The 18,334-nt window shown below is 69.9% G+C and carries 20 protein-coding genes; 8 read left to right on the top strand and 12 right to left on the bottom strand.

The window, feature by feature from the left end:
* Positions 1-20 precede the first annotated feature (20 nt).
* The 7 genes from OHT21_RS09990 to OHT21_RS09960 all read right to left on the bottom strand — a co-directional run bounded on the left by OHT21_RS09990 (position 21) and on the right by OHT21_RS09960 (position 7,076).
* Entirely contained in the window at positions 21-746 is a 726-nt protein-coding gene (locus OHT21_RS09990) for a phosphoadenylyl-sulfate reductase (RefSeq protein ID WP_328767904.1), read from the bottom strand.
* A complete protein-coding gene (locus OHT21_RS09985; RefSeq protein ID WP_189327815.1) occupies positions 743-922 on the bottom strand; it encodes a hypothetical protein in 180 nt (59 codons plus the stop codon). The genes OHT21_RS09990 and OHT21_RS09985 overlap by 4 nt, the downstream gene beginning before the upstream one ends.
* Before the next feature lie 109 nt (positions 923-1,031).
* Positions 1,032-2,729: a nitrite/sulfite reductase gene (locus tag OHT21_RS09980; protein WP_328767903.1), complete on the bottom strand. Its 1,698-nt coding sequence runs from the start codon at positions 2,727-2,729 to the stop codon at positions 1,032-1,034.
* Between the two features lie 158 nt (positions 2,730-2,887).
* Positions 2,888-2,971: a putative leader peptide gene (locus OHT21_RS09975; RefSeq protein WP_309486338.1), complete on the bottom strand. Its 84-nt coding sequence runs from the start codon at positions 2,969-2,971 to the stop codon at positions 2,888-2,890.
* A gap of 148 nt (positions 2,972-3,119) precedes the next feature.
* Positions 3,120-3,680: a GNAT family N-acetyltransferase gene (locus OHT21_RS09970; protein ID WP_328767901.1), complete on the bottom strand. Its 561-nt coding sequence runs from the start codon at positions 3,678-3,680 to the stop codon at positions 3,120-3,122.
* Between the two features lie 48 nt (positions 3,681-3,728).
* On the bottom strand, positions 3,729-5,174 hold the full coding sequence (locus OHT21_RS09965) for a hypothetical protein (RefSeq protein WP_328767900.1): 1,446 nt from the start codon (positions 5,172-5,174) through the stop codon (positions 3,729-3,731).
* Positions 5,175-5,441: 267 nt separating this feature from the next.
* A complete protein-coding gene (locus tag OHT21_RS09960; protein ID WP_328767899.1) occupies positions 5,442-7,076 on the bottom strand; it encodes an acyl-CoA dehydrogenase family protein in 1,635 nt (544 codons plus the stop codon).
* 87 nt (positions 7,077-7,163) lie between these two features.
* Between OHT21_RS09960 and OHT21_RS09955 the strand changes: the two genes are divergently transcribed.
* Positions 7,164-8,318, top strand: coding sequence for a YihY/virulence factor BrkB family protein (locus tag OHT21_RS09955; RefSeq protein WP_328767898.1), 1,155 nt, complete (start codon positions 7,164-7,166; stop codon positions 8,316-8,318).
* A 207-nt stretch (positions 8,319-8,525) separates the two neighbouring features.
* Here the strand turns inward: OHT21_RS09955 and OHT21_RS09950 are convergent, their stop codons facing one another.
* Positions 8,526-9,362: an NmrA family NAD(P)-binding protein gene (locus OHT21_RS09950; protein WP_328767897.1), complete on the bottom strand. Its 837-nt coding sequence runs from the start codon at positions 9,360-9,362 to the stop codon at positions 8,526-8,528.
* An 80-nt stretch (positions 9,363-9,442) separates the two neighbouring features.
* On the opposite strand from OHT21_RS09950, the gene OHT21_RS09945 reads away from it, so the two are divergent.
* Both OHT21_RS09945 and OHT21_RS09940 read left to right on the top strand, forming a co-directional pair.
* The gene (locus OHT21_RS09945) at positions 9,443-10,378 is read left to right on the top strand and encodes an AraC family transcriptional regulator (protein WP_328767896.1); all 936 of its coding nucleotides are present in this window, start codon (positions 9,443-9,445) and stop codon (positions 10,376-10,378) included.
* A gap of 10 nt (positions 10,379-10,388) precedes the next feature.
* The gene (locus OHT21_RS09940) at positions 10,389-11,078 is read left to right on the top strand and encodes a helix-turn-helix transcriptional regulator (RefSeq protein WP_328767895.1); all 690 of its coding nucleotides are present in this window, start codon (positions 10,389-10,391) and stop codon (positions 11,076-11,078) included.
* On the opposite strand, the gene OHT21_RS09935 is transcribed toward OHT21_RS09940, so the two are convergent.
* On the bottom strand, positions 11,058-11,462 hold the full coding sequence (locus OHT21_RS09935; RefSeq protein ID WP_328767894.1) for a VOC family protein: 405 nt from the start codon (positions 11,460-11,462) through the stop codon (positions 11,058-11,060). The two genes, OHT21_RS09940 and OHT21_RS09935, sit on opposite strands and share 21 nt — an antisense overlap.
* Positions 11,463-11,864: 402 nt before the next feature.
* Here OHT21_RS09935 and OHT21_RS09930 point away from each other — a divergent pair, with 402 nt between their 5' ends.
* The 4 genes from OHT21_RS09930 (at position 11,865) to OHT21_RS44625 (ending at position 14,615) form a co-directional block, all read left to right on the top strand.
* Complete coding sequence (locus tag OHT21_RS09930) at positions 11,865-12,767, top strand: NucA/NucB deoxyribonuclease domain-containing protein (protein WP_328767893.1); 903 nt, start codon at positions 11,865-11,867, stop codon at positions 12,765-12,767.
* Between the two features lie 85 nt (positions 12,768-12,852).
* Positions 12,853-13,629, top strand: a complete 777-nt coding sequence (locus tag OHT21_RS09925) for a YwqG family protein (protein ID WP_328767892.1) — start codon at positions 12,853-12,855, stop codon at positions 13,627-13,629.
* A gap of 49 nt (positions 13,630-13,678) precedes the next feature.
* The gene (locus tag OHT21_RS09920) at positions 13,679-14,362 is read left to right on the top strand and encodes a DUF2625 domain-containing protein (RefSeq protein WP_328767891.1); all 684 of its coding nucleotides are present in this window, start codon (positions 13,679-13,681) and stop codon (positions 14,360-14,362) included.
* A gap of 43 nt (positions 14,363-14,405) precedes the next feature.
* Positions 14,406-14,615, top strand: a complete 210-nt coding sequence (locus tag OHT21_RS44625; RefSeq protein ID WP_443050624.1) for an IS3 family transposase — start codon at positions 14,406-14,408, stop codon at positions 14,613-14,615.
* On the opposite strand, the gene dacB is transcribed toward OHT21_RS44625, so the two are convergent.
* Positions 14,599-15,852, bottom strand: coding sequence for a D-alanyl-D-alanine carboxypeptidase/D-alanyl-D-alanine endopeptidase (dacB, locus tag OHT21_RS09910; protein WP_328767890.1), 1,254 nt, complete (start codon positions 15,850-15,852; stop codon positions 14,599-14,601). The genes OHT21_RS44625 and dacB overlap by 17 nt on opposite strands.
* Positions 15,853-16,377: 525 nt before the next feature.
* Between dacB and OHT21_RS09905 the strand changes: the two genes are divergently transcribed.
* Positions 16,378-16,680 carry a GNAT family N-acetyltransferase gene (locus tag OHT21_RS09905; RefSeq protein WP_328767889.1) on the top strand — a complete coding sequence of 101 codons (303 nt, stop codon included), beginning with the start codon at positions 16,378-16,380 and terminating at the stop codon, positions 16,678-16,680.
* A 301-nt stretch (positions 16,681-16,981) separates the two neighbouring features.
* On the opposite strand, the gene OHT21_RS09900 is transcribed toward OHT21_RS09905, so the two are convergent.
* Complete coding sequence (locus OHT21_RS09900; protein WP_328767888.1) at positions 16,982-17,419, bottom strand: glutaredoxin domain-containing protein; 438 nt, start codon at positions 17,417-17,419, stop codon at positions 16,982-16,984.
* A gap of 39 nt (positions 17,420-17,458) precedes the next feature.
* Positions 17,459-18,121 (bottom strand): GNAT family N-acetyltransferase, encoded by a 663-nt coding sequence (locus OHT21_RS09895; protein ID WP_328767887.1) that lies wholly within the window; start codon positions 18,119-18,121, stop codon positions 17,459-17,461.
* Positions 18,122-18,334 lie beyond the last annotated feature (213 nt).

Here is an 18,334-nt window from a genome sequence, read left to right as displayed (position 1 = left end):
CGTCGAAGGCACGGTCGTGCTCACTCGTGCAGCCCGCACTCGGTCTTGGCGCGGCCCGCCCAGCGGCCGGCGCGCGCGTCCTCGCCCTCGAGCACCCGGCGGGTGCAGGGGGCGCAGCCCACGGAGGGGTAACCGTCCATGAGGAGCGGGTTGGTGAGGACGCCGTGCTCGGTGACGTACGCGTCCACGTCGTCCTGCGTCCAGCGGGCGATCGGCGAGATCTTGATCTTGCGGCGCTTCTCGTCCCAGCCGACGACCGGGGTGTTCGCCCGGGTCGGGGACTCGTCGCGGCGCAGGCCCGTGGCCCATGCGGTGTACTTCGTCAGCCCTTCTTCCAGGGGCTTGATCTTCCGCATCGCGCAGCACAGGTCGGGGTTGCGGTCGTGCAGCTTCGGCCCGTACTCGGCGTCCTGCTCGGCCACGGTCTGCCGCGGGGTGAGCGTGATGACGTTGACGTCCATCACGGCCTCGACCGCGTCGCGGGTGCCGATGGTCTCGGGGAAGTGGTAGCCGGTGTCGAGGAACACGACGTCGACTCCGGGCATGGCACGGGCGGCGAGGTGGGCGACGACCGCGTCCTCCATGGAGGACGTCACGCAGAACTTCTTGCCGAAGGTCTTCGCGGCCCACTGAAGGATCTCGAGCGCGGACGCGTCCTCGAGGTCACGGCCCGCCTGCTCGGCGAGCGCCTTCAGTTCCGCGTCGGGATCCGTCTCGATATCCGGCTCTGCCTGAACCGTCGTCATATCTGTTCCCCTCCACCGTCAGTGCGCTGAAGACCCCGGGACAGCAACCCGAGGAACTTCAACTGGAAGGCCCGATTGCACGCTCCGCATTCCCAAGCCCCGTGCCCCTGCTCGCTCGGACGCAGGTCCTCGTCGCCGCAGTACGGGCAGTAGAACGGCGCGGCTCGCTCGCTCACCGCTGCCGCCCTCCGTCCGCATCCATACGTACGTGACCTGCGAGGGCGCCGAATACCGCACCCGCACCGGCGAGCAGGAGGGCGCTCATAGCCGCGACCACGAGGGCGCTCATGACAGCGACTCCTCACTGGCGCGAGCCGCCCATGTGGCGAACCTCTCGCCCTCCTCACGCTCCGCCTCGAAGCGCTTGAGGACTCGCTCGACGTAGTCCGGCAGCTCCTCCGAAGTGACCTTCAGGCCACGGACCTTGCGGCCGAAACCGGCCTCCAGGCCGAGCGCGCCGCCGAGGTGCACCTGGAAGCCCTCGACCTGGTTGCCCTCGTCGTCCAGGACCAACTGGCCCTTGAGACCGATGTCCGCGACCTGGATACGGGCGCAGGCGTTCGGGCAGCCGTTGATGTTGATGGTGATCGGCTCGTCGAACTCGGGGATGCGGCGCTCGAGTTCATCGATCAGCGAGGCCCCGCGCGCCTTGGTCTCGACGATCGCGAGCTTGCAGTACTCGATGCCCGTGCAGGCCATCGTGCCGCGCCGGAACGGCGACGGCCTGGTGGTGAGGTCGAGCGACTCCAGGCCCTCGACGAGCGAGGCGACCTTCGACTCCTCCACGTCGAGCACGATCATCTTCTGCTCGACGGTCGTGCTGAGCCGGCCCGAGCCGTGTGCCTCGGCCAGCTCGGAGATCTTCGTGAGGGTCGTGCCGTCCACCCGGCCCACGCGCGGTGCGAAACCGACGTAGAAGCGGCCGTCCTTCTGCCGGTGCACCCCGACGTGGTCGCGCCAGCGCTCCACGGGCTGGTCGGGCGCCGGGCCGTCGACGAGCTTGCGCTGCAGGTACTCGTCCTCGAGGACCTGACGGAACTTCTCCACGCCCCAGTCGGCGACCAGGAACTTCAGCCGGGCGCGCGTACGAAGGCGCCGGTAGCCGTAGTCGCGGAAGATCGAGATGACGCCCTCGTACACATCCGCCACCTCGTCCAGCGGCACCCAAGCACCAAGCCGCTGGCCGATCTTGGGGTTGGTGGACAGGCCGCCGCCGACCCAGAGGTCGAAGCCGGGGCCGTGCTCGGGGTGGTTCACGCCGACGAAGGCGACGTCGTTGATCTCGTGCGCCACGTCGAGGAGCGGCGAACCGGAGATCGCGGACTTGAACTTGCGGGGCAGGTTCGAGAAGTCCTTGTTGCCGATGATCCGGCGGTGGATCTCGTCGATGGCGGGGGTGCCGTCGATGATCTCGTCCTCGGCGATCCCGGCGACGGGCGAGCCGAGGATCACGCGGGGCGTGTCACCGCAGGCCTCGGTCGTGGACAGGCCGACGCCTTCGAGGCGCTCCCAGATCTCGGGCATGTCCTCGATACGGATCCAGTGGTACTGGACGTTCTGCCGGTCGGTGAGGTCGGCGGTGCCGCGCGCGAACTCCTGCGAGATCTCACCGATCACCCGCAGCTGCTCGGTGGTGAGCCGGCCGCCGTCGATCCGCACCCGCAGCATGAAGTACTTGTCGTCCAGCTCCTCCGGCTCCAGGATCGCGGTCTTGCCGCCGTCGATCCCGGGCTTGCGCTGGGTGTAGAGGCCCCACCAGCGCATCCGGCCACGCAGGTCGTTGGGGTCGATCGAGTCGAAGCCCCGCTTGGAGTAGATCGTCTCAATACGTGTCCGTACGTTGAGACCGTCGTCGTCCTTCTTGAACTGTTCGTTGCCGTTGAGCGGGGTGAAGTGACCCACGGCCCACTGGCCCTCGCCGCGGTGACGGCTCACCTTGCGGCGGGGCGCGGCGGCAGCAGGCTTCTGTGGGGTGGCGGCCATGGTGTACGTCCTTCGGGACAGACGGGGAAAGCGACTCGGAACCTGCGCATGCGGGGGCATGTGGGCACATGCGCGCGTCATTGCGCTAGGCGAGGCAAGAGGGAGGGTTCGGCGGCGGTGCTGCCCGGGACCGGAAGGGCCCTGTCGGATGCAGCTGCTCAGCTCGCCGGACAGATGGCGCTGGACATGCGGCCGAGGTCGACGTGGCGCCGACTCACCAAGGCAATTCCAGTTCCAGACATGACGGAAGCGTGTCATGGCGATCTGGACAGAGTCCAGCTTCGTCCGCGATGCGGACACCCTTGTCCCGTATCGCGAGACAAGGGTGTTGTTGGTCACAAGCCCTGACAGAGGGCTTGTGTTTCCCGGTCTCACCAGGTCAGAAGCATCCTAGGCGCCGGGCCAGGGACCGGCGGTGGCGATGTCCGGCTCCTCGGCGACCTTGGTGTCGAAGAGCTTGAAGCCGCGCCGCAGGTAGTTGTCCATCGCGTGCTCCCCGTCCTTGCTGCAGGTATGCAGCCAGACCCGCTTCGTCGGCGGCCTGCCCGGCCAGCGCTCGGCCAGGTCCCAGGCGCGCGCGACCCCGTGCGACAGGAGATGCCCGCCGATCCGCCGGCCGCGGAAGGCCGGGATCAGCCCGAAGTAGACGATCTCCACGACGCCTTCCGGCCGGCCTTCCAGTTGTACGTATCCCGCGGGCGTCCCGCGCTCGTACGCGACCCACGTCTCGACCCCCGGCCGCTCCAGGTCCTCCTGCCACTGGGCGTACGTCCAGCCCAGCCGGTCGGTCCAGCGGATGTCGCCGCCGACCGAGGTGTACAGGAAGCGGCTGAACTCGGGCGAGGGCACCTCGGAGCGGACGATCCGTACGTCGCCGGCCGGCTCGGCGGCGGGCAACAGGTCGGCCGGAGACGTCTGCTCCAGCGACCAGGTGGTGACAGCGATGCTCATGCGGGTCAGCGATACCACGAGGGCGAGCCCCGCTTCAAAACAACCGGGTCACTCCAACGAGTGGTCCACCGCGGACAACGGAACCGCGTACAACACCCGTTCGGACACCGTGCCCGGCTGCCACGCGGTGGCCCGATCCGCCGTCCGCCCGGGAAGCTCGTGCGCCCGGCCCGAAGCGGTCGCCGCCCGCCCGGTCAGCGTCCACAGCTCGCCGGTCTCCTGCCAGTACGACAATGACTCCGTGTCCCGTCCCCAGCAGGCGTACGACTCCTCGGCGCCGCACTTCGCGGCCTTGGCGGCGCTCTCGTTCTGCCGCCACAGCGTGCCGTGCTCGCCGCGCGCCCCCGGCGCGTGCCCGGCGTACCAGTTCGGCTCGCTCGCGCCGCTCGGCCGGTGCGAGAGGACCCCTTGCAGGCCGACGGCCTCGGTCTTGTACGCCTCGTCGGCGTGGACGCGTCCAAGGCGGTCGGTGGCGAGCAGGCCCGTACGGGCGCTCGCGGTGCTGTAGTCGTAACGCCACACGCGGCCCGGCTCGCCGCTGTCCGGGCGGAACCACTCGTTGGCGACCAGGCTGTGCGGCGTGGAGGTGCGGTCCAGGGAGACCGAGGCGAAGCAGGGGACGCGGTCGTTCGTGGTGGCGTCGCAGGCGCCGCCGGTGAGGCTGTACGAGCCCATGGCCGGCATCACATAGCGGTAGCCGTGCGCCGACCAGCCGTCCTTCACCTTGCCGACCGCGCCGCTGGTGACGTCGGCGCGCAGGATGCGGTTCATGTCGAAGACGAACAGGGCGTCGTCGCCGGCGGCGCCGTTCCTGGCGGTGACGATCAGCTTGTCCTGGTACCAGACCATGCCGCCGATCCGGGAGCGGACCGCCTCGAAATCCTTGCCGCCGTCCAGCGGGACGACCAGCAGGACCCAGCGGTACTTCAGATTCGCCGGGTCGTTCGCGTCGATGAAGGCGACCCGGGCGAGGCCCTTGTCCTCCTCCTGGGCGCCGGCTGCCTGACCGTCGTGCGTCCAGCCGGAGAGGATCACACGGTTGGCACCCCACCTGCCGTCCTCGTCGGAGTCCCCGGAGGTGGTCACGGACTGGGGCTGCCACTTCTGGGTCCGGGAGTCGTTGTCCGCCCAGCAGTACACGCGCGTAGCGTCCGGCTCGACGGGCAGTGCGGCCTTCTCCGAGGCACTGCAGTCGGCTCTGCCCCGCATCGAGTGGTTGGCGTTCTTCAGGACGGCGTCCACGCCGACGTTCCCGCCCATCCCGCCCTCGAGGGCGTCGAGGGTGCCCTCGTCGACGAGGTTCTCGCGGAGCTGGAGCTTGTCGGTGTCGGACGAGGAGCCGAGCGCGGTGAGAGCGCCCGGATTGTCGCTGCTCGCGGCCTGTGACGTGCTGATGAGCCCCGCCGCGACAGTGAGGGCGAGAGCGGTCCCGGCCAGGCTCGCGCGCAGCGCGCGGCCCTTCTTCCGGCGGCGGTGCCTGCCTCGATACGCCATCGTTCCTCCCGCGTCGTCGGCCAACTGCCCTTCCCGATCAGTGCGTTGAACCGGGCCGGACAGCGTGGGGGGCCGTGGGAGGGATGGTACGTCAGGTGTCGCCGGGCCTGGGCGAATACGCCGGAATAGGTGGTACGAGAGGGAGGCGCCGGTTCGACACGGCGCCTCCCATGTCGTACATCTGCCTACGGCCCGTGCCGTACGCCTGCCTGGGCCCGAGCCGTGTGTCTGCCTACGGCCCGAGCCGTGGGTCCGCCCAGGGCCCGACTACGAGACGGGCCGCGCCCGCTCCACCACCGAGGCCAGGTCCAGGCTGTGCGGCAGGGTCCCGAACGCCGCGCCCCAGTCCCCGCCGAGACGCGAGGCGCAGAACGCGTCGGCGACCTCCGGTGGCGCGTACTGGACGAGCAGTGCGCCCTGGAGCACCAGCGCGATCCGCTCGGCCAGGCGCCGGGCGCGGCCCTCGATGCCGTCCAGGTCGGCGAGTTCGGCCAGCAGGTTCTTGATCGCCCCGTCCAACCGGTGGTCGGCGCCGCGGGCCCGGCCGATCTCCTCCAGGTAGGCGTTCAGGGCCTGCGGCTCGCGCTGCATGGCGCGCAAGATGTCCAGCGCCTGGACGTTGCCCGCGCCCTCCCAGATGGAGTTCAGCGGCGACTCGCGCAGCAGGCGCGGCATGCCGGACTCCTCCACGTACCCATTACCGCCCAGGCACTCCGAGGCCTCCACGACGAGCGGTGGGCAGCGCTTGGTCACCCAGTACTTCGTGGCCGGCAACGCGAGCCGCAGAAACGCCCGCTCCTGCTCGCTCCCGTCGTCGTACGCGGCGGCCAGCCGCAGCGACAGCGTCGTCGCCGCCTCGGACTCCAGCGCCAGATCGGCCAGTACGTTCCGCATCAGCGGCTTGTCGATCAGCTTGCCGCCGAAGGCCTCGCGGTGGGTGCAGTGGTGCACGGCCTGCGCGACGGCCTGCCGCATCAGGGCGGCGGCGCCGAGCGCGCAGTCCAGCCGCGTCACCGCGACCATCTCGATGATCGTGCGCACCCCGCGCCCCTCGTCCCCGACCCGGCGCGCCCAGGTCCCGTCGAACTCGACCTCGCTCGACGCGTTCGACCGGTTCCCCAGCTTGTCCTTCAGCCGCTGGATCAGGAACACATTGCGCGTGCCGTCCTCGAGCACGCGCGGCACGAGGAAGCACGTCAGCCCGCCGGGTGCCTGCGCCAGTACCAGAAAGCCGTCCGACATCGGTGCCGAGCAGAACCATTTGTGGCCCGTCAGCTCGTACGTCCCGTCCTCGGCGAGCGGACGCGCCACCGTCGTGTTCGCCCGTACGTCACTGCCGCCCTGCTTCTCCGTCATACCCATGCCGAAGAGGACGCCGTCCTTCTCCGAGGCGGGCCGCAGCCCCTGGTCGTACACGGTGGACGTCAGCCGCGGCTCCCACTCGGCCGCGAGCTCCGGGTCCGTGCGCAGTGCGGGCACCGCCGCGTGCGTCATCGACAGCGGACAGCCGTGGCCCGCCTCGACCTGCGTCCAGACCACGAACCCCGCCGCCCGCCGCAAGTGCCCGCCCGGCCGCGCCCACGCCGCCGTCAGACCCGCCGCGACGCCCTTGCCGAGCAGCCGGTGCCAGGACGGATGGAAGTCGACCTCGTCGACGCGGTGACCGTAACGGTCGTGCGTACGCAGCCGGGGCGGATTCTCGTTCGCCAGCACTCCCCAGTCCTGGGCCTGCGCGGAACCGGCGGTGCGCCCAAGCCCCGACAGCTCCTCACGCACCACGTCCAGCAGCCCCGGGTCGAGATGCCGCTCGACCGCTTCCGTCAGGACCCGGTCGGCGCCGTAGACGTCATAGCCGACTAGGGGCGGAACCTGGTTGGTCACTGCGTGGGTGCCGGTAGCCATGCAGAAAAACTACCCCCGAGTAGGACGGCCGTCACCCTCGAGTGCGGAGGGTGAGGAACGCACGTCGCGACCGATACGGTTAGGAGCGTGCAGCCAGCAAGTGAAACACCAGAGAGCCCGCCCGGCCGGCTTCACCGGGCACGTGCTCTCTACCGGAATGTCTCCAAGCGGAGGACCGCCTGGCTGCTGGTCAAGGACACCGTCAACTCCTGCATCGAGTACCGGATCCTGGGCCTTGCCGCGGAGGCCGCCTTCTTCACGCTGCTGTCCGTTCCGCCGCTGCTGCTGAGCATGCTGGGACTGCTGGGCTACGTGGACTCCTGGACCGGCGCCGACACCATCGCCAGCGTGGAGACCAACCTGCTGGAGGCCTCGCGCACGATCCTCACCGACAAGGGCGTCACGGAGATCGCCCAGCCGATCCTCCACGACGTGATGAAGGGCGGCAGACCCGACGTCATCTCCCTCGGCTTCCTGTTCGCCCTGTGGTCGGGCTCGCGTGCCGTGAACGTCTTCATCGACACCATCACCGTCATGTACGGCCTCGACGGCGTGCGCGGCATCGTCAAGACCCGGCTGATGGCATTCCTGCTGTTCCTCGTGGCGCTGCTGATCGGCTCCGTGGCGCTGCCGCTGATGGTCGCGGGCCCGGACGCCGTGGTGAACCTCGTGTCGTGGTCGACGACCGTCGTACAGATCCTGTACTGGCCTACCGTCATCGTCCTGTCGATCATCTTCCTGACGACGCTCTACCACGTGTCCGTCCCCGTGCGCTCCCCGTGGATCGAGGACGTGCCCGGCGCCCTGGTCGCGCTCGGCATGTGGGTGCTGGGCAGCTTCCTGCTGCGGATCTACCTGTCCAACACCGTCGAAGGGCCCACGATTTACGGATCCTTGGCCGCCCCCGTCGCCGTACTGCTGTGGATCGGCGTCTCGGCCTTCGCCGTGCTCGTCGGAGCGGCCGTCAACGCGGCCATCGACCGGGTCTGGCCGGCCGCCGCCACGGCCGCCGCCCGCGCCGTCAACGAGCAGCTGCGCGCCGCCCAGGCCGCCGACCTGGTCGCCCGCGCGGCGGCCGCCCGGGCCGCCGCCGACCCCGACGACCCGGACATGCCCTCCGAGTTCCCGGAGCGCTGGTCGCGGTTCCTTCCTCCGGAGGACGTGACGTCGCGGCTGCGGACGCATGTGAAGAGCTCGCCTAAGAACGGGGAGGAGCCGCCCGCGCAGGACTCCGCTGGGTAGCGGTTTCGAAGCCGCGGGTTCGTTGTGGCTGGTCGCTCCCCCACTCTCGGCTGCTCCCCCACTCTCGGCTTCGCTCGAGCGGGGGGACCCCCATGAGCGGAGGGGGACCCCCATCGCGGCGGAGCCGCAAAATGACACAGCCCCGCGCCCCTCAGAGGCCTGCGGCCTCATCAGGGGCGCGTACGCACCGGACTCCGGCGAGTCCACTCAGACCTTCCACACCCCCTGCGCCGCGTGCTCCCGCGCAAAGTCCGTGAAGTCGCGCGGGGCGCGGCCCAGGACCTGCTGGACAACGTCCGTGGGGTGCTCGATGTGGCCGTCGAGCAGTGACTCGAAGATCTCCTGCATGCACGCGACCTCCTCGGGCGGCATCCCGAATTCGGCCAGCATGCCGCCGTATTCCTTCGCCGACACCGGCACGTACCGGATCTCCCGGCCCGCCGCGGCGGAGATCTCCGCGACGGCCTCACGGAAGGACAGCAGCCGTGCCCCGGTGACCTCCAGGGTCCGCCCCGCGTACGAGGCATCGGTCAGCGCCGTCACCACGACATCCGCGATGTCCCGCGTGTCGACGAACGGCGCCGGCACCTCGCCCGCCGGGAAGACGAGCTCGCCGCCGCGCATCCCGTCCAGTAGCAGCCCCTCGCTGAGGTTCTGCATGAACCAGGTCGCCCGCACGATGGTCCACTCGGCACCCGACTCGCGCAGCGCAAGTTCGGCCGGCTCCGCCTGGACCTCACCGCGCGCCGACAGCAGCACCAGCCGCCGCATACCGAGCTCCAGCGCCCGCCGCGCGAAGGCACCGATGGTGTCATCGGCGCCCGGCGCGCCGATGTCCGGCATATACGCGAGGTACGCCGCGTCGGCGCCGCGCAACGCCTCGTCCCACAACGAGGAGTCGTACCAGTCGAAGCGCACCGCGCCACCGCGCGAAGCGGCCCGTACGTCGAACCCCGCGGCCCCTGCCGCGTGAGCCACCTGACGCCCCGTCTTGCCCGAGGCTCCCGTCACCAACACCGTCTCGTTCCCTGTGTTTTCCGTCATGAGCCCAGTGAACGGCCGAGCCCGGCAAGGGAACATCGCTGAACCTCTCCTTCCCATAAGCGCGCGTCTACTCTGAGGTGATGGACCCCCTGGCAGGCCTGCTGGACGGCCCCCGCGCGCGTGGTGCCTTCATGCTCCGGGCGTGTTTCGACCCGCCCTGGAGCATCCGTGTCGAGGACCGCGCCCCGCTGACCGTCATGCTCATGGTCCGCGGCGACGCGTGGGTCACGCCGGACAAGGGGGAGCCGCTGTTCCTGCGGGCCGGCGACCTGGCCATCGCACGCGGCCCGGACCCGTACACCTGCGCCGACGACCCGGCGACCGCGCCGCAGGCGCTGATTCAGCCGGGCGGCGAGTGCTTCAGCCCTGACGGGCGGTCCCTGAGGGACACCATGACCCTGGGGGTGCGCACGTGGGGCGCCCGGCTGGAGGGCTCCATGGTGATGCTGATCGGGACGTACCTCATGCGGGGCGAGATCAGCGGCCGGCTGCTCGACGCCCTGCCGCCGCTGCTCCGCTTGACCTCCGACGAGTGGGAGTGCCCCCTCACCCCGCTGTTCACCGAGGAGATCGTGCGCGACGAGCCCGGCCAGGAAGTCGTCCTCGACCGCCTCCTCGACCTGCTGGTCATCGCCGCGCTACGGGTCTGGTTCTCCCGCCCGGAAGCCGAGGCGCCCGCCTGGTACCGGGCTCTCGCGGACCCCGTCGTCGGCCGGGTGCTCCGGCTCCTCCAGGACGACCCGTCCCATCCCTGGACGGTCGCCTCCCTCGCCGCGAAGGCGGGCGTCTCCCGGGCGGCGCTCGCCCGCCGCTTCAGCGAACTCGTCGGCGAGCCCCCGATGGCGTACCTCACCGGCTGGCGCCTGGCCCTCGCCGCGGACCGGCTGCGCGACACCGACGACACCATCGGCGCGATCGCCCGCCAGGTCGGCTACGGCAGTGCGTTCGCCCTGTCCACCGCCTTCAAGCGGGTGTACGGGGTCAGCCCCCAGGAGCACCGGACGCGAACCGCGTAGCGTGGTGTACGTGTACACGGAGCGGTCCTCCCGTCTCGCGGGCGCCGTCGTCTGGACGAACACCCCGTCCGGCACCGGCGCCGGGCCCGTCCTGCCCGACGGCTGCATGGACCTCCTGTGGAACGAGGGACGACTGCTGGTCGCCGGACCCGACACACGGGCGTACGTCACTGAAGGCGCCCCGCGGTCGTGGGCGGGCGTCCGCTTCTATCCGGGCACGGCGCCCACGCTCCTCGGGGTGCCCGCCCATGAACTACGCGACCGGCGCGTGGAGTTGACCGACCTCCGGCCGTCCTACGAGGTGCGGCGCCTCACCGCGCAGGTGAACGCGGCCGACGACCCGGCGAGCGGCCTCGAACAGGTGGCGCTGCGCTGGGCATCCACCGCCGCACCCCCCGACCCGCTGCTCGGACAGGTCGTCGCCGCCCTCCACGCGGGCCGCCCCGTCGCCGCCACCGCCGACGAACTCGGCGTAGGCGCCCGCCAGTTGCACCGCCGCTCCTTGGCCGCCTTCGGTTACGGCCCCAAAACCCTCGCCCGGGTCCTACGGCTTCAGCGCGCCCTCGCCCTGGCCCGCGCCGGGGTGCCCTTCGCGGACACGGCGGCACGGACCGGCTTCGCCGACCAGGCTCACCTGGCCCGGGACGTACGGGAGTTGGCGGGCATGCCGTTGGGCGAGCTACTGGCCCGCACCGGATAGCGGCGCGAACAGCCCGACGTCGTTGCCGTCCGGGTCCAGCAGGCTCGCATACCGCTGCCCCCAGTCGGCATCCCACGGCTTGAGCCCGCTGCCGTACCCGGCGCCCACCATCTCCTCGTACACGGAGTCGACCTCGGCCGGACTCTCGCACAGCAGGGCCAACGACATACGCCCGCCCCCACTCGGCGGCTGCCACTCCGGCGCGAACTCGTGGATGCCGTCCTCGCTGTCGAGCATCAGCCGCAGCCCGCCCGGCAGTTGGGCCTCGGCATGAGGCTGCTTCTCGGAGCCCTCGGGGAATTCGAGTCCGAGACGGCGGTAGAAGGCGACTGAGGCGGCCATGTCGGAGGCCACTATGCCGATCGCATCGAATCGTGGAGTCATGCGGCCACGGTAGGCAGGCAGTTGGGGCGTGGTCTTGTAGGAATCGGACACGTCCTGGCCGTTCCGGGGTCCGCGGAATGTTCGAGGCGCTCGTCGCAGGCGCACAGCGCACGATCTGAGAGGGGAACCTGCCACGGGAACGGCAGGCGGAGCTGTTCGCGGGCCGGAGGAGGGGCGGGGCACCGGGTGTGGTGAGGCCCGTCACCTTACCCGCGGGTTGGGATGTTTGCCCCTGGCTCTGCCTCATCGCCAGCCCTTAGCGTCGCCGTCGCCGGGAACTCCCGGCCTCCCTCCTCGCCCAGTGCGGAGCCGGTTCCGCAGAACAAGGGGTTTGTCATGCATGAGTCAAAAACGGCGGACGGGTCTCCCCGCCGGGCTGGGCACCGACGAAAACGCCCTCTGATGATCCTGCTCGGAGTACCCGCGGTCATCGGAGCGCTCGTCTTCGGCTACGTCAGCCTCGACGACTCGAACTCGGCGAACGCGGCCATCGTCGACCCGACGAACTGCATCGAGCTCCAAAACACGGTCCTGACCTTCGAAGCGCAGCTCCTGGACGAGGGCGAACGCATCGACGCCGACCTGCAGCTCATGCGCGACGAGGGTCCGACCGAAAACGCCACGACTGCCGCGTTCCGGCTGGACGATCTCCCGACGAGCGCGATTCCAGAGTGGGAGCGGCAGGAAGCCATCCTGGTGGGCGACCAGGAGACGCTGGACTGCGACACCGAACTCGATATTACCGCCGGGCTGGTAAACATCGACAACGAGCTCGTCCAGATCAACCAGGCGCTCACCCTGGACGACAACGAAGAGCTGATCAACGATGTGATCACCTCGGAGGAGGACGGCTACGACCCGTGCCTGGACGATGCCTCGGTGCACGCCGCACCGGCGGCGGGCAGCGGTTCCGGCGACGGCAACAACAACGTGGTGCCCCTCGCCGGTAACCCCGTCAAGGTCGACGTGAGCGAGTCCAAATACCCCGAGTCCACGCAACACATCAAGGACGCCATCGCCGCGGGCGCGCCGGCTGTGCTGACGCTGGACCGGAGGGACCCGGCGGGCACCGCAAACAAGGACAAGAAGTGCAACAAGCGGCGGAAGCTCTCCCTGAAGGGGCACAAGAAGGTGAAGGGCAAGGATCTCGACGAGTATCCGTTCGCCATGAGCGCCGAGGGCGGCACCGGGGCCAGCGTCCGCGCCATCGCGTCCAGTGACAACCGGGGTTCCGGCTCCACCATCGGCAATGCTTTGCGCAACCAACCCGACGGCACACAGTTCGAGATAAATATCGTGCCGTAACCCGCGAGCCCACTGGCCCACCAACCCACGGCTCACGGACCGGGCCCGGACAGCCGAGCTGTCCGGGCCCTTCACAGGAGGTTTCATGAGGGATCAGATCAACTCCCTGATCCGGGACAGCGGAGTCGCCCGGGCCGCGGAGGAACTGGCCGGTCTGCTGAGGCCGGCCGTCGCCGTCGCCGAGGACGAGCAGGAGAGCGTCACGGCGGACCGCTCCGCCTTCGGGCCTGCCGCCGGGCTTCCCACCGGGCTCGACTGGCCGACCTGGCGCGGCGAGCCGCTGCCGCTCCTCGCCGACCTGCGGCCGGCGGAGCTCCGGCCCTTCGACGGGGCGGGTGAGTTGCCCCGCGACGGCCGGCTGCTGTTCTTCTTCCAGGCATCCGCGCTCGAGGACTACCCGCCCGAACCCGGCAGTTGGCGGGTGATCCCCTGTCCCGACGGCCCTCGAGGCTCCGATGACGCGATACCGGCGGCCGGGAGCCCCGCTCCCCGGAACCTGCGCTTCGCCCACCGGCTCACCCTCCCGCCGCTGGAGTCCGCCGCCGTGGAGGCACTCGCCCTCGACGAGGACGAGTCCGACGCGTACAGCGACCTGCTGGAGAGCGTCGACGAGCTGTACGCGGCGGAGGGGGCGCACCAACTCCTTGGACACCCCTGGCAGTTGCAGGGGGACCTGCAGCAGGAGTGCCTGGCCGACACCGGGCGGGGGTCCGCGCCCGATGACTGGCGGCTGCTGCTGCAGCTCGCCGAGTCGAAGGACATGGTGTGGGGGGACGGCGGCATGCTGTACTTCTTCGTCCGTGAGCAGTCGTTCCGGGTGGGGGACTTCTCCGACGTCCACCTCGTGATGCAGTCCGGCTGATGCCCAAGGGGCGTGGTTGACTGTCGTTACACCGCACGAAGGGGAAGTCGTGACGCGCAAGTCAGTTGCGGAACTGCTGGACACCGACGAACCTGCCTGGCCGATGATCCAGGAATGGCTCGCCTCGGCGGGCGACCGCGTCGAGGTCCTCCCGCGAGACGAACGGCAGGCCGAGCAGACCCTTCAGCAGTTGCAGGTCACCGTCCGCTCGCCGCTCGGGGCGATCGCCTACGAGACCGGGGGGCTGCTGATCGACTCCGGCTGGTTGCGGGTGCTGGGGTCCGGCTCGGAGCGGATGTCCGGGAGCCTCAGGTCGTGGAACGACGGCTCCGTCGACACCTTCGGCCTGTCCGGCAAGGCGCTGTTGGTCGCCCACGACGCGGTCGGCGGCTTCTTCGCGCTCAACGGCGGCGCGTTCGACGGCGACCCGGGCAACGTGCACTACCTGGCTCCGGACACGCTGGAGTGGGACGACCTGGAGCTGCCGTACTCGGACTTCCTGTCCTGGGCGCTCACCGGTGACCTGGACTCCTACTACGCCGACAACCGCTGGCCGGACTGGCGGGAGCAGGTCGCTCCCCTGTCCGGGGACCAGGGGATCCTGGTCTACCCGCCGCTGTGGGCGGCCGAGGGGGGCGAGCGGGCGCGGCGTTCGAAGAACGTGGTACCGGTCACCGAACTGTGGGGGCTCTCTCACGATTGGCGAACCCAGCTGGGCCTGACCGCCGAGTAGCACTCGGTTCGGATTGCCGGAATCGCCGGGGCCGCCGGAGTCGATGGTCTGCGAGTACCTGGAAACCTTCCATAACCGACAGCGCAGGCACTCTGCGCTGGGCATGCTCAGCCCGGTGGAGTACGAACTCCGCACCCCACCGGTAGCGCGAAACCAAGCAACTCGACTCCACCCGACTCGGGACAGTCCGGAGTCTCTATGCGAACCGGGGCGGTTCACCCGACCCCGGCCCCGGCTCAGAAGCAGCCGTTGACGGTGGCGGCGAGGCCGTCGAAGACTTTCTTGGTGTCGGCCGGGTCGGCAGAGGCCCCGTTCTCGACGAAGGAGAAGACCTTCCAGCGTCCGTCCTGGCCGACGGTGAGACCGCTCAGGGCCAGGGCGCCGGTCAGAGTGCCGGTCTTGGCCTGGACCTCGCCCGTGGCGCAGCTGCTGGGTTCGGTGTCGAAACGGCCGAGGCCGGGCCCCAGAGTGCCGGTCTCGCCCGCGACCGGGAGCCCGTCCAGGATCGGCCCGAGGACGGTCTTGTGGCGCGGGTCGGTCAGCAGATCCACTATGTCCGCGAGAGTGGTGGCGGGTATCCGGGCGGAACGGGACAGCCCGCTGCCGTCGAACAACTCCACGCCGTCGAGCGGGACGTCGTACTCCTCGCTGAGTACCGTGCGTACGGCTGTCGCCCCGCCCTCGAACGTGGCGGGCTGCCCGGCGGCGATCGCGGTCATCCGCAGCAGCGTCTCCGCGATGTTGTTGTCGCTGTCGAGGATCATCCTCTTGACGATCTCGGACAGCGGCGGAGAACTGTGGCTCGCCACCGGCACGTCGCCGGCCGCGGCGGTGCCCCGGGCGACCGTGCCGTCCGTGGTGATTCCCTGGTCGGCGAGCAGCCCGGCGAAGGCCTCCCCGGCATCGAGGGAGGTGTCCATGACGGGGTTGCCGTCGACCACCAGGGGCCGCACGGGGGAGACCACGTCCGGGAAGTAGCCGTCGGTCCAGCCGGTGGCGAGCGCGGGCTCGGGGAAGAGGCTGTCGTCGACGCGCACCTTGACCGAAGTCAGACCGGCGGCGGACAGGCCGTCGGCGGCCGTCTTCGCGAGGACGGAGAGATCGTCGGTGGTCAGGACCCGGTCGCCGCCGCCGATCAGGGTGAGCGTGCCGTCGCCGTAGACGACGCGGGTGGTGAAGCGGTGGTCCGGGCCCAGCACGGTCAGGGCCGCGGTCGCGGTGGCGAGCTTGGTGTTGGACGCGGGCATCAGCGCGGTGGACGCGTTGTTGCCGAAGATCTCACGGTCGGACTCGGCATCCATCACGAAGCCGCTGAGGTTGTCGCCGAGGCCGGCCTCTTTGATCCGGGACTCCAGATCGTCGGCGATCTTCTGGTCGGTGGGACTCAGGGGGGTGCCGTCGGCCGCGAAGGCCGAGTAGCCCGCCAGAATGGATCCGATGATGGGTCCGGTCGCGGTGAGGCCGAGCACGCGCCGGGCCGTCGGGCTCATGGGTTTTCGCTTGCGATGACGCCCGCCGGCAGACGCGCCGCCGTGGGCGCTGTGCCGGGGGGTGGATGCCGACACTGAGGAGCGGGGCGGCGGAAGGCTCGTACCGCTCCTGCCAACCGTGGTTTCTGACATGGCAGTTCCGTTGGCTCGATGGGGAGAGACGGTCGCGTAGCCTGCCCGCCCGTACAGACCTCCCCGAGAACCGGACGGCGGCTTCGCGGAGACCTGAGTGTCTGCTGGGGGTCGGGGCCGCAGTAAGAGTCAAATATCCCTACCGGCACGTAAGTTGTGCGGGTCACACGATTCAAGGTGCCAGGCGCACGGTGCTGGGATGGCGACTGCTCAGCCTGCCTCGATCCTTCATGACGGTCCGTCGGTCTACTCGGCGGGCCGATTCGGTTGTCCGGGCTGGTGGCGGTCAGGCTGGCGGCTCGGCTGTCGCGCCGGGGTGTGCGCCGGGGTCCACGGCTCCCGGTCGGGTCCCCTCAGCCGGGCCCCGGCACCGGCCCCGCGCTTGAGACCCTCGTGGGTTTCGCCGTACTCGCGGGCCTGCGTGACAGCAAAGGCATCGAGTTGCGCAGGATGGTGGTCGCCCCGACCAGCCGGGGAGCAGGGCGGGGGCGTGCGCTGCCCCAGGCCGTGCTCGACCGGGCCTACCAGTACCAAGGCGCACAGACGGTCTGGCTGGACGTGAAGAGCCGCAACCACCGCGCACGCTCGCTGTACGAAGCGTCAGGATTCGTTGCCCGGGAAACGTTGAGGAGCGCGATCGTCGAGCCCGATGGCGCCGCCTCCGACCTCGTCATCATGGTCCACCAGCCCCACTGACGGAAGACAAGGCGCCGTCGTCTCACAGTGCTGCATACCGCGGACGTCGACGTCTTTCACCATGGCCATGCCGGTCATTCTTCCTCCCTCAACGGACGACGACCCCGTAGATGGGCGTGCCGGACCACCGCGCCCGCGGCGCGATCCGCCGGACGGGTCCTGGGCAATTCCCATGTCCCTGCCCGCGGCCGGCAGATGCTCGACGGCAGTGCAGGCGCTCAGGTCGACGCTGCGGACCCCCGGGTATGTGGTCGCGGGAATGTGACAGTGCGGCCCTCGACTGTCACATTTCCGCGAACGACTACCTGGGCGGGGAGAGCTGTCTGCGGACCCATGCTGGATCGGGATTGGTGTGCGGTTGGCCGTTCACGACGACAGTCGGCACGGTCTCGTTGCCGTCGTTGGCTTCCCTGACCGCTGCCGCTCCAGCGGGGTCACGCCAGATGTTGACCCAGTGCGCCTGGTGGGCGTTGCGGCCCAATCGGATGCGCAGGCGCAGGCAGTACGTGCAGCCCGGCCGCCAGTAGACGACCGGCCGGCCGTCGACCGTACTGCGGTGTTGGGCCTCCAGCGCACCGATCGTTTTCGGGAAGATCAGGGGCGATTTCACGCCTGCGAGCAGTACGAACACCAGCAGGAGTGCGGCGGCTGGGCCGGGACTTCCCCCGAGGATCAGACCAGTCGCGGCGAGTGAGCCGCAGAGCACAAGCAGCATCGGCAGAATCCAGGCGCGCATCATGGTGACGCAGGCTATCGATTCAGGCGACGGTGACCGGGCTCAGCTTGGGGCGGGGGAGTCTGCCGGCGGCTGCCCGTGCCGCTCGAGGCCACGAGCCAATCGCTGCTCGAGTCTCGCCCGGCACTCCGGCCACTCCGCCGCGATGATCGAGAACATCGCGGAGTCACGGAGTCCGCCGTCCTCGCCCGGCGCCCAGGATGGGGACCAGTTCCGCAGTACGCCCTCGAAGCGTGCGCCCGTCCGTTCGATGGCGGCGCGCGAACGGCCGTTACGTGCGTCCGTCTTCAGATCCAGGCGTGCAACTCCCCAGTTCTCGAACGCGTACCGGAACAACAAGTACTTGGCCTCGGTGTTCAATCCTGTGCCTTGGGCCGACGCCGCGAGCCAGGTGAAGCCGACCTCGATCGCGCACAGACGGTCTCCGTCCGGCCACAGCCGCGGCTCCCAGTAGGCCGTGACGCCGACTGCCCGCCCCGACGCCTGTTCCACCTGCGCGTATGGGGCCAGTTTCCCGGCAGCGGTACGGGCGAGCTGGGCGTCGATGTAGTCCTCGACCTCCGCTGCCGTGGGCACCCACGTGAACCGGTAGGAGGTCCGGTCCTCTTCCGCCGCCACAGCCAAGTCCGCGGCATGGCGGTGATCCAGCGGCTCCAGACGCACGAGCGTGCCTTCCAGAACCGGTCCCTTCAGCGTGAAACTCATCGATCGCCCATCCAATTCCCGTGCCGGCTCAGCTCGTTCGCATCAAGTCCGCAGCCCCGTAGCGTTCCAGAGCCGTCGCGGCATGTCGCGAGAATTCTGGGCGTAGCGGACGGTCCCATCGGACGGGGACGGCGCAGGACTACTGGCGCAGAACGCCGGAGCCTGGTCGGTCCTCCTCACCGCGGCAACAAGCGCTGGACTCGGCGCCCTTGT

This window comes from Streptomyces sp. NBC_00286, assembly GCF_036173125.1.
GTDB lineage: Bacteria > Actinomycetota > Actinomycetes > Streptomycetales > Streptomycetaceae > Streptomyces.
The sequence above is the reverse complement of the archived record's forward strand: the minus strand, read 5'-3'. Positions and strand labels throughout refer to the sequence as shown.

Bases quoted from the DNA above. Each gene is read 5' to 3' on its own strand.
- OHT21_RS09990 (WP_328767904.1), bottom strand. From the start codon at position 746: ATGACGACGGTTCAGGCAGAGCCGGATATCGAGACGGATCCCGACGCG.
- OHT21_RS09980 (WP_328767903.1), bottom strand. From the start codon at position 2,729: ATGGCCGCCACCCCACAGAAGCCTGCTGCCGCCGCGCCCCGCCGCAAG.
- OHT21_RS09975 (WP_309486338.1), bottom strand. From the start codon at position 2,971: ATGTCTGGAACTGGAATTGCCTTGGTGAGTCGGCGCCACGTCGACCTC.
- OHT21_RS09970 (WP_328767901.1), bottom strand. From the start codon at position 3,680: ATGAGCATCGCTGTCACCACCTGGTCGCTGGAGCAGACGTCTCCGGCC.
- OHT21_RS09965 (WP_328767900.1), bottom strand. From the start codon at position 5,174: ATGGCGTATCGAGGCAGGCACCGCCGCCGGAAGAAGGGCCGCGCGCTG.
- OHT21_RS09960 (WP_328767899.1), bottom strand. From the start codon at position 7,076: ATGGCTACCGGCACCCACGCAGTGACCAACCAGGTTCCGCCCCTAGTC.
- OHT21_RS09950 (WP_328767897.1), bottom strand. From the start codon at position 9,362: ATGACGGAAAACACAGGGAACGAGACGGTGTTGGTGACGGGAGCCTCG.
- OHT21_RS09945 (WP_328767896.1), top strand. From the start codon at position 9,443: ATGGACCCCCTGGCAGGCCTGCTGGACGGCCCCCGCGCGCGTGGTGCC.
- OHT21_RS09935 (WP_328767894.1), bottom strand. From the start codon at position 11,462: ATGACTCCACGATTCGATGCGATCGGCATAGTGGCCTCCGACATGGCC.
- OHT21_RS09930 (WP_328767893.1), top strand. From the start codon at position 11,865: ATGATCCTGCTCGGAGTACCCGCGGTCATCGGAGCGCTCGTCTTCGGC.
- OHT21_RS09925 (WP_328767892.1), top strand. From the start codon at position 12,853: ATGAGGGATCAGATCAACTCCCTGATCCGGGACAGCGGAGTCGCCCGG.
- OHT21_RS44625 (WP_443050624.1), top strand. From the start codon at position 14,406: ATGGTCTGCGAGTACCTGGAAACCTTCCATAACCGACAGCGCAGGCAC.
- dacB (WP_328767890.1), bottom strand. From the start codon at position 15,852: ATGAGCCCGACGGCCCGGCGCGTGCTCGGCCTCACCGCGACCGGACCC.
- OHT21_RS09900 (WP_328767888.1), bottom strand. From the start codon at position 17,419: ATGATGCGCGCCTGGATTCTGCCGATGCTGCTTGTGCTCTGCGGCTCA.
- OHT21_RS09895 (WP_328767887.1), bottom strand. From the start codon at position 18,121: ATGAGTTTCACGCTGAAGGGACCGGTTCTGGAAGGCACGCTCGTGCGT.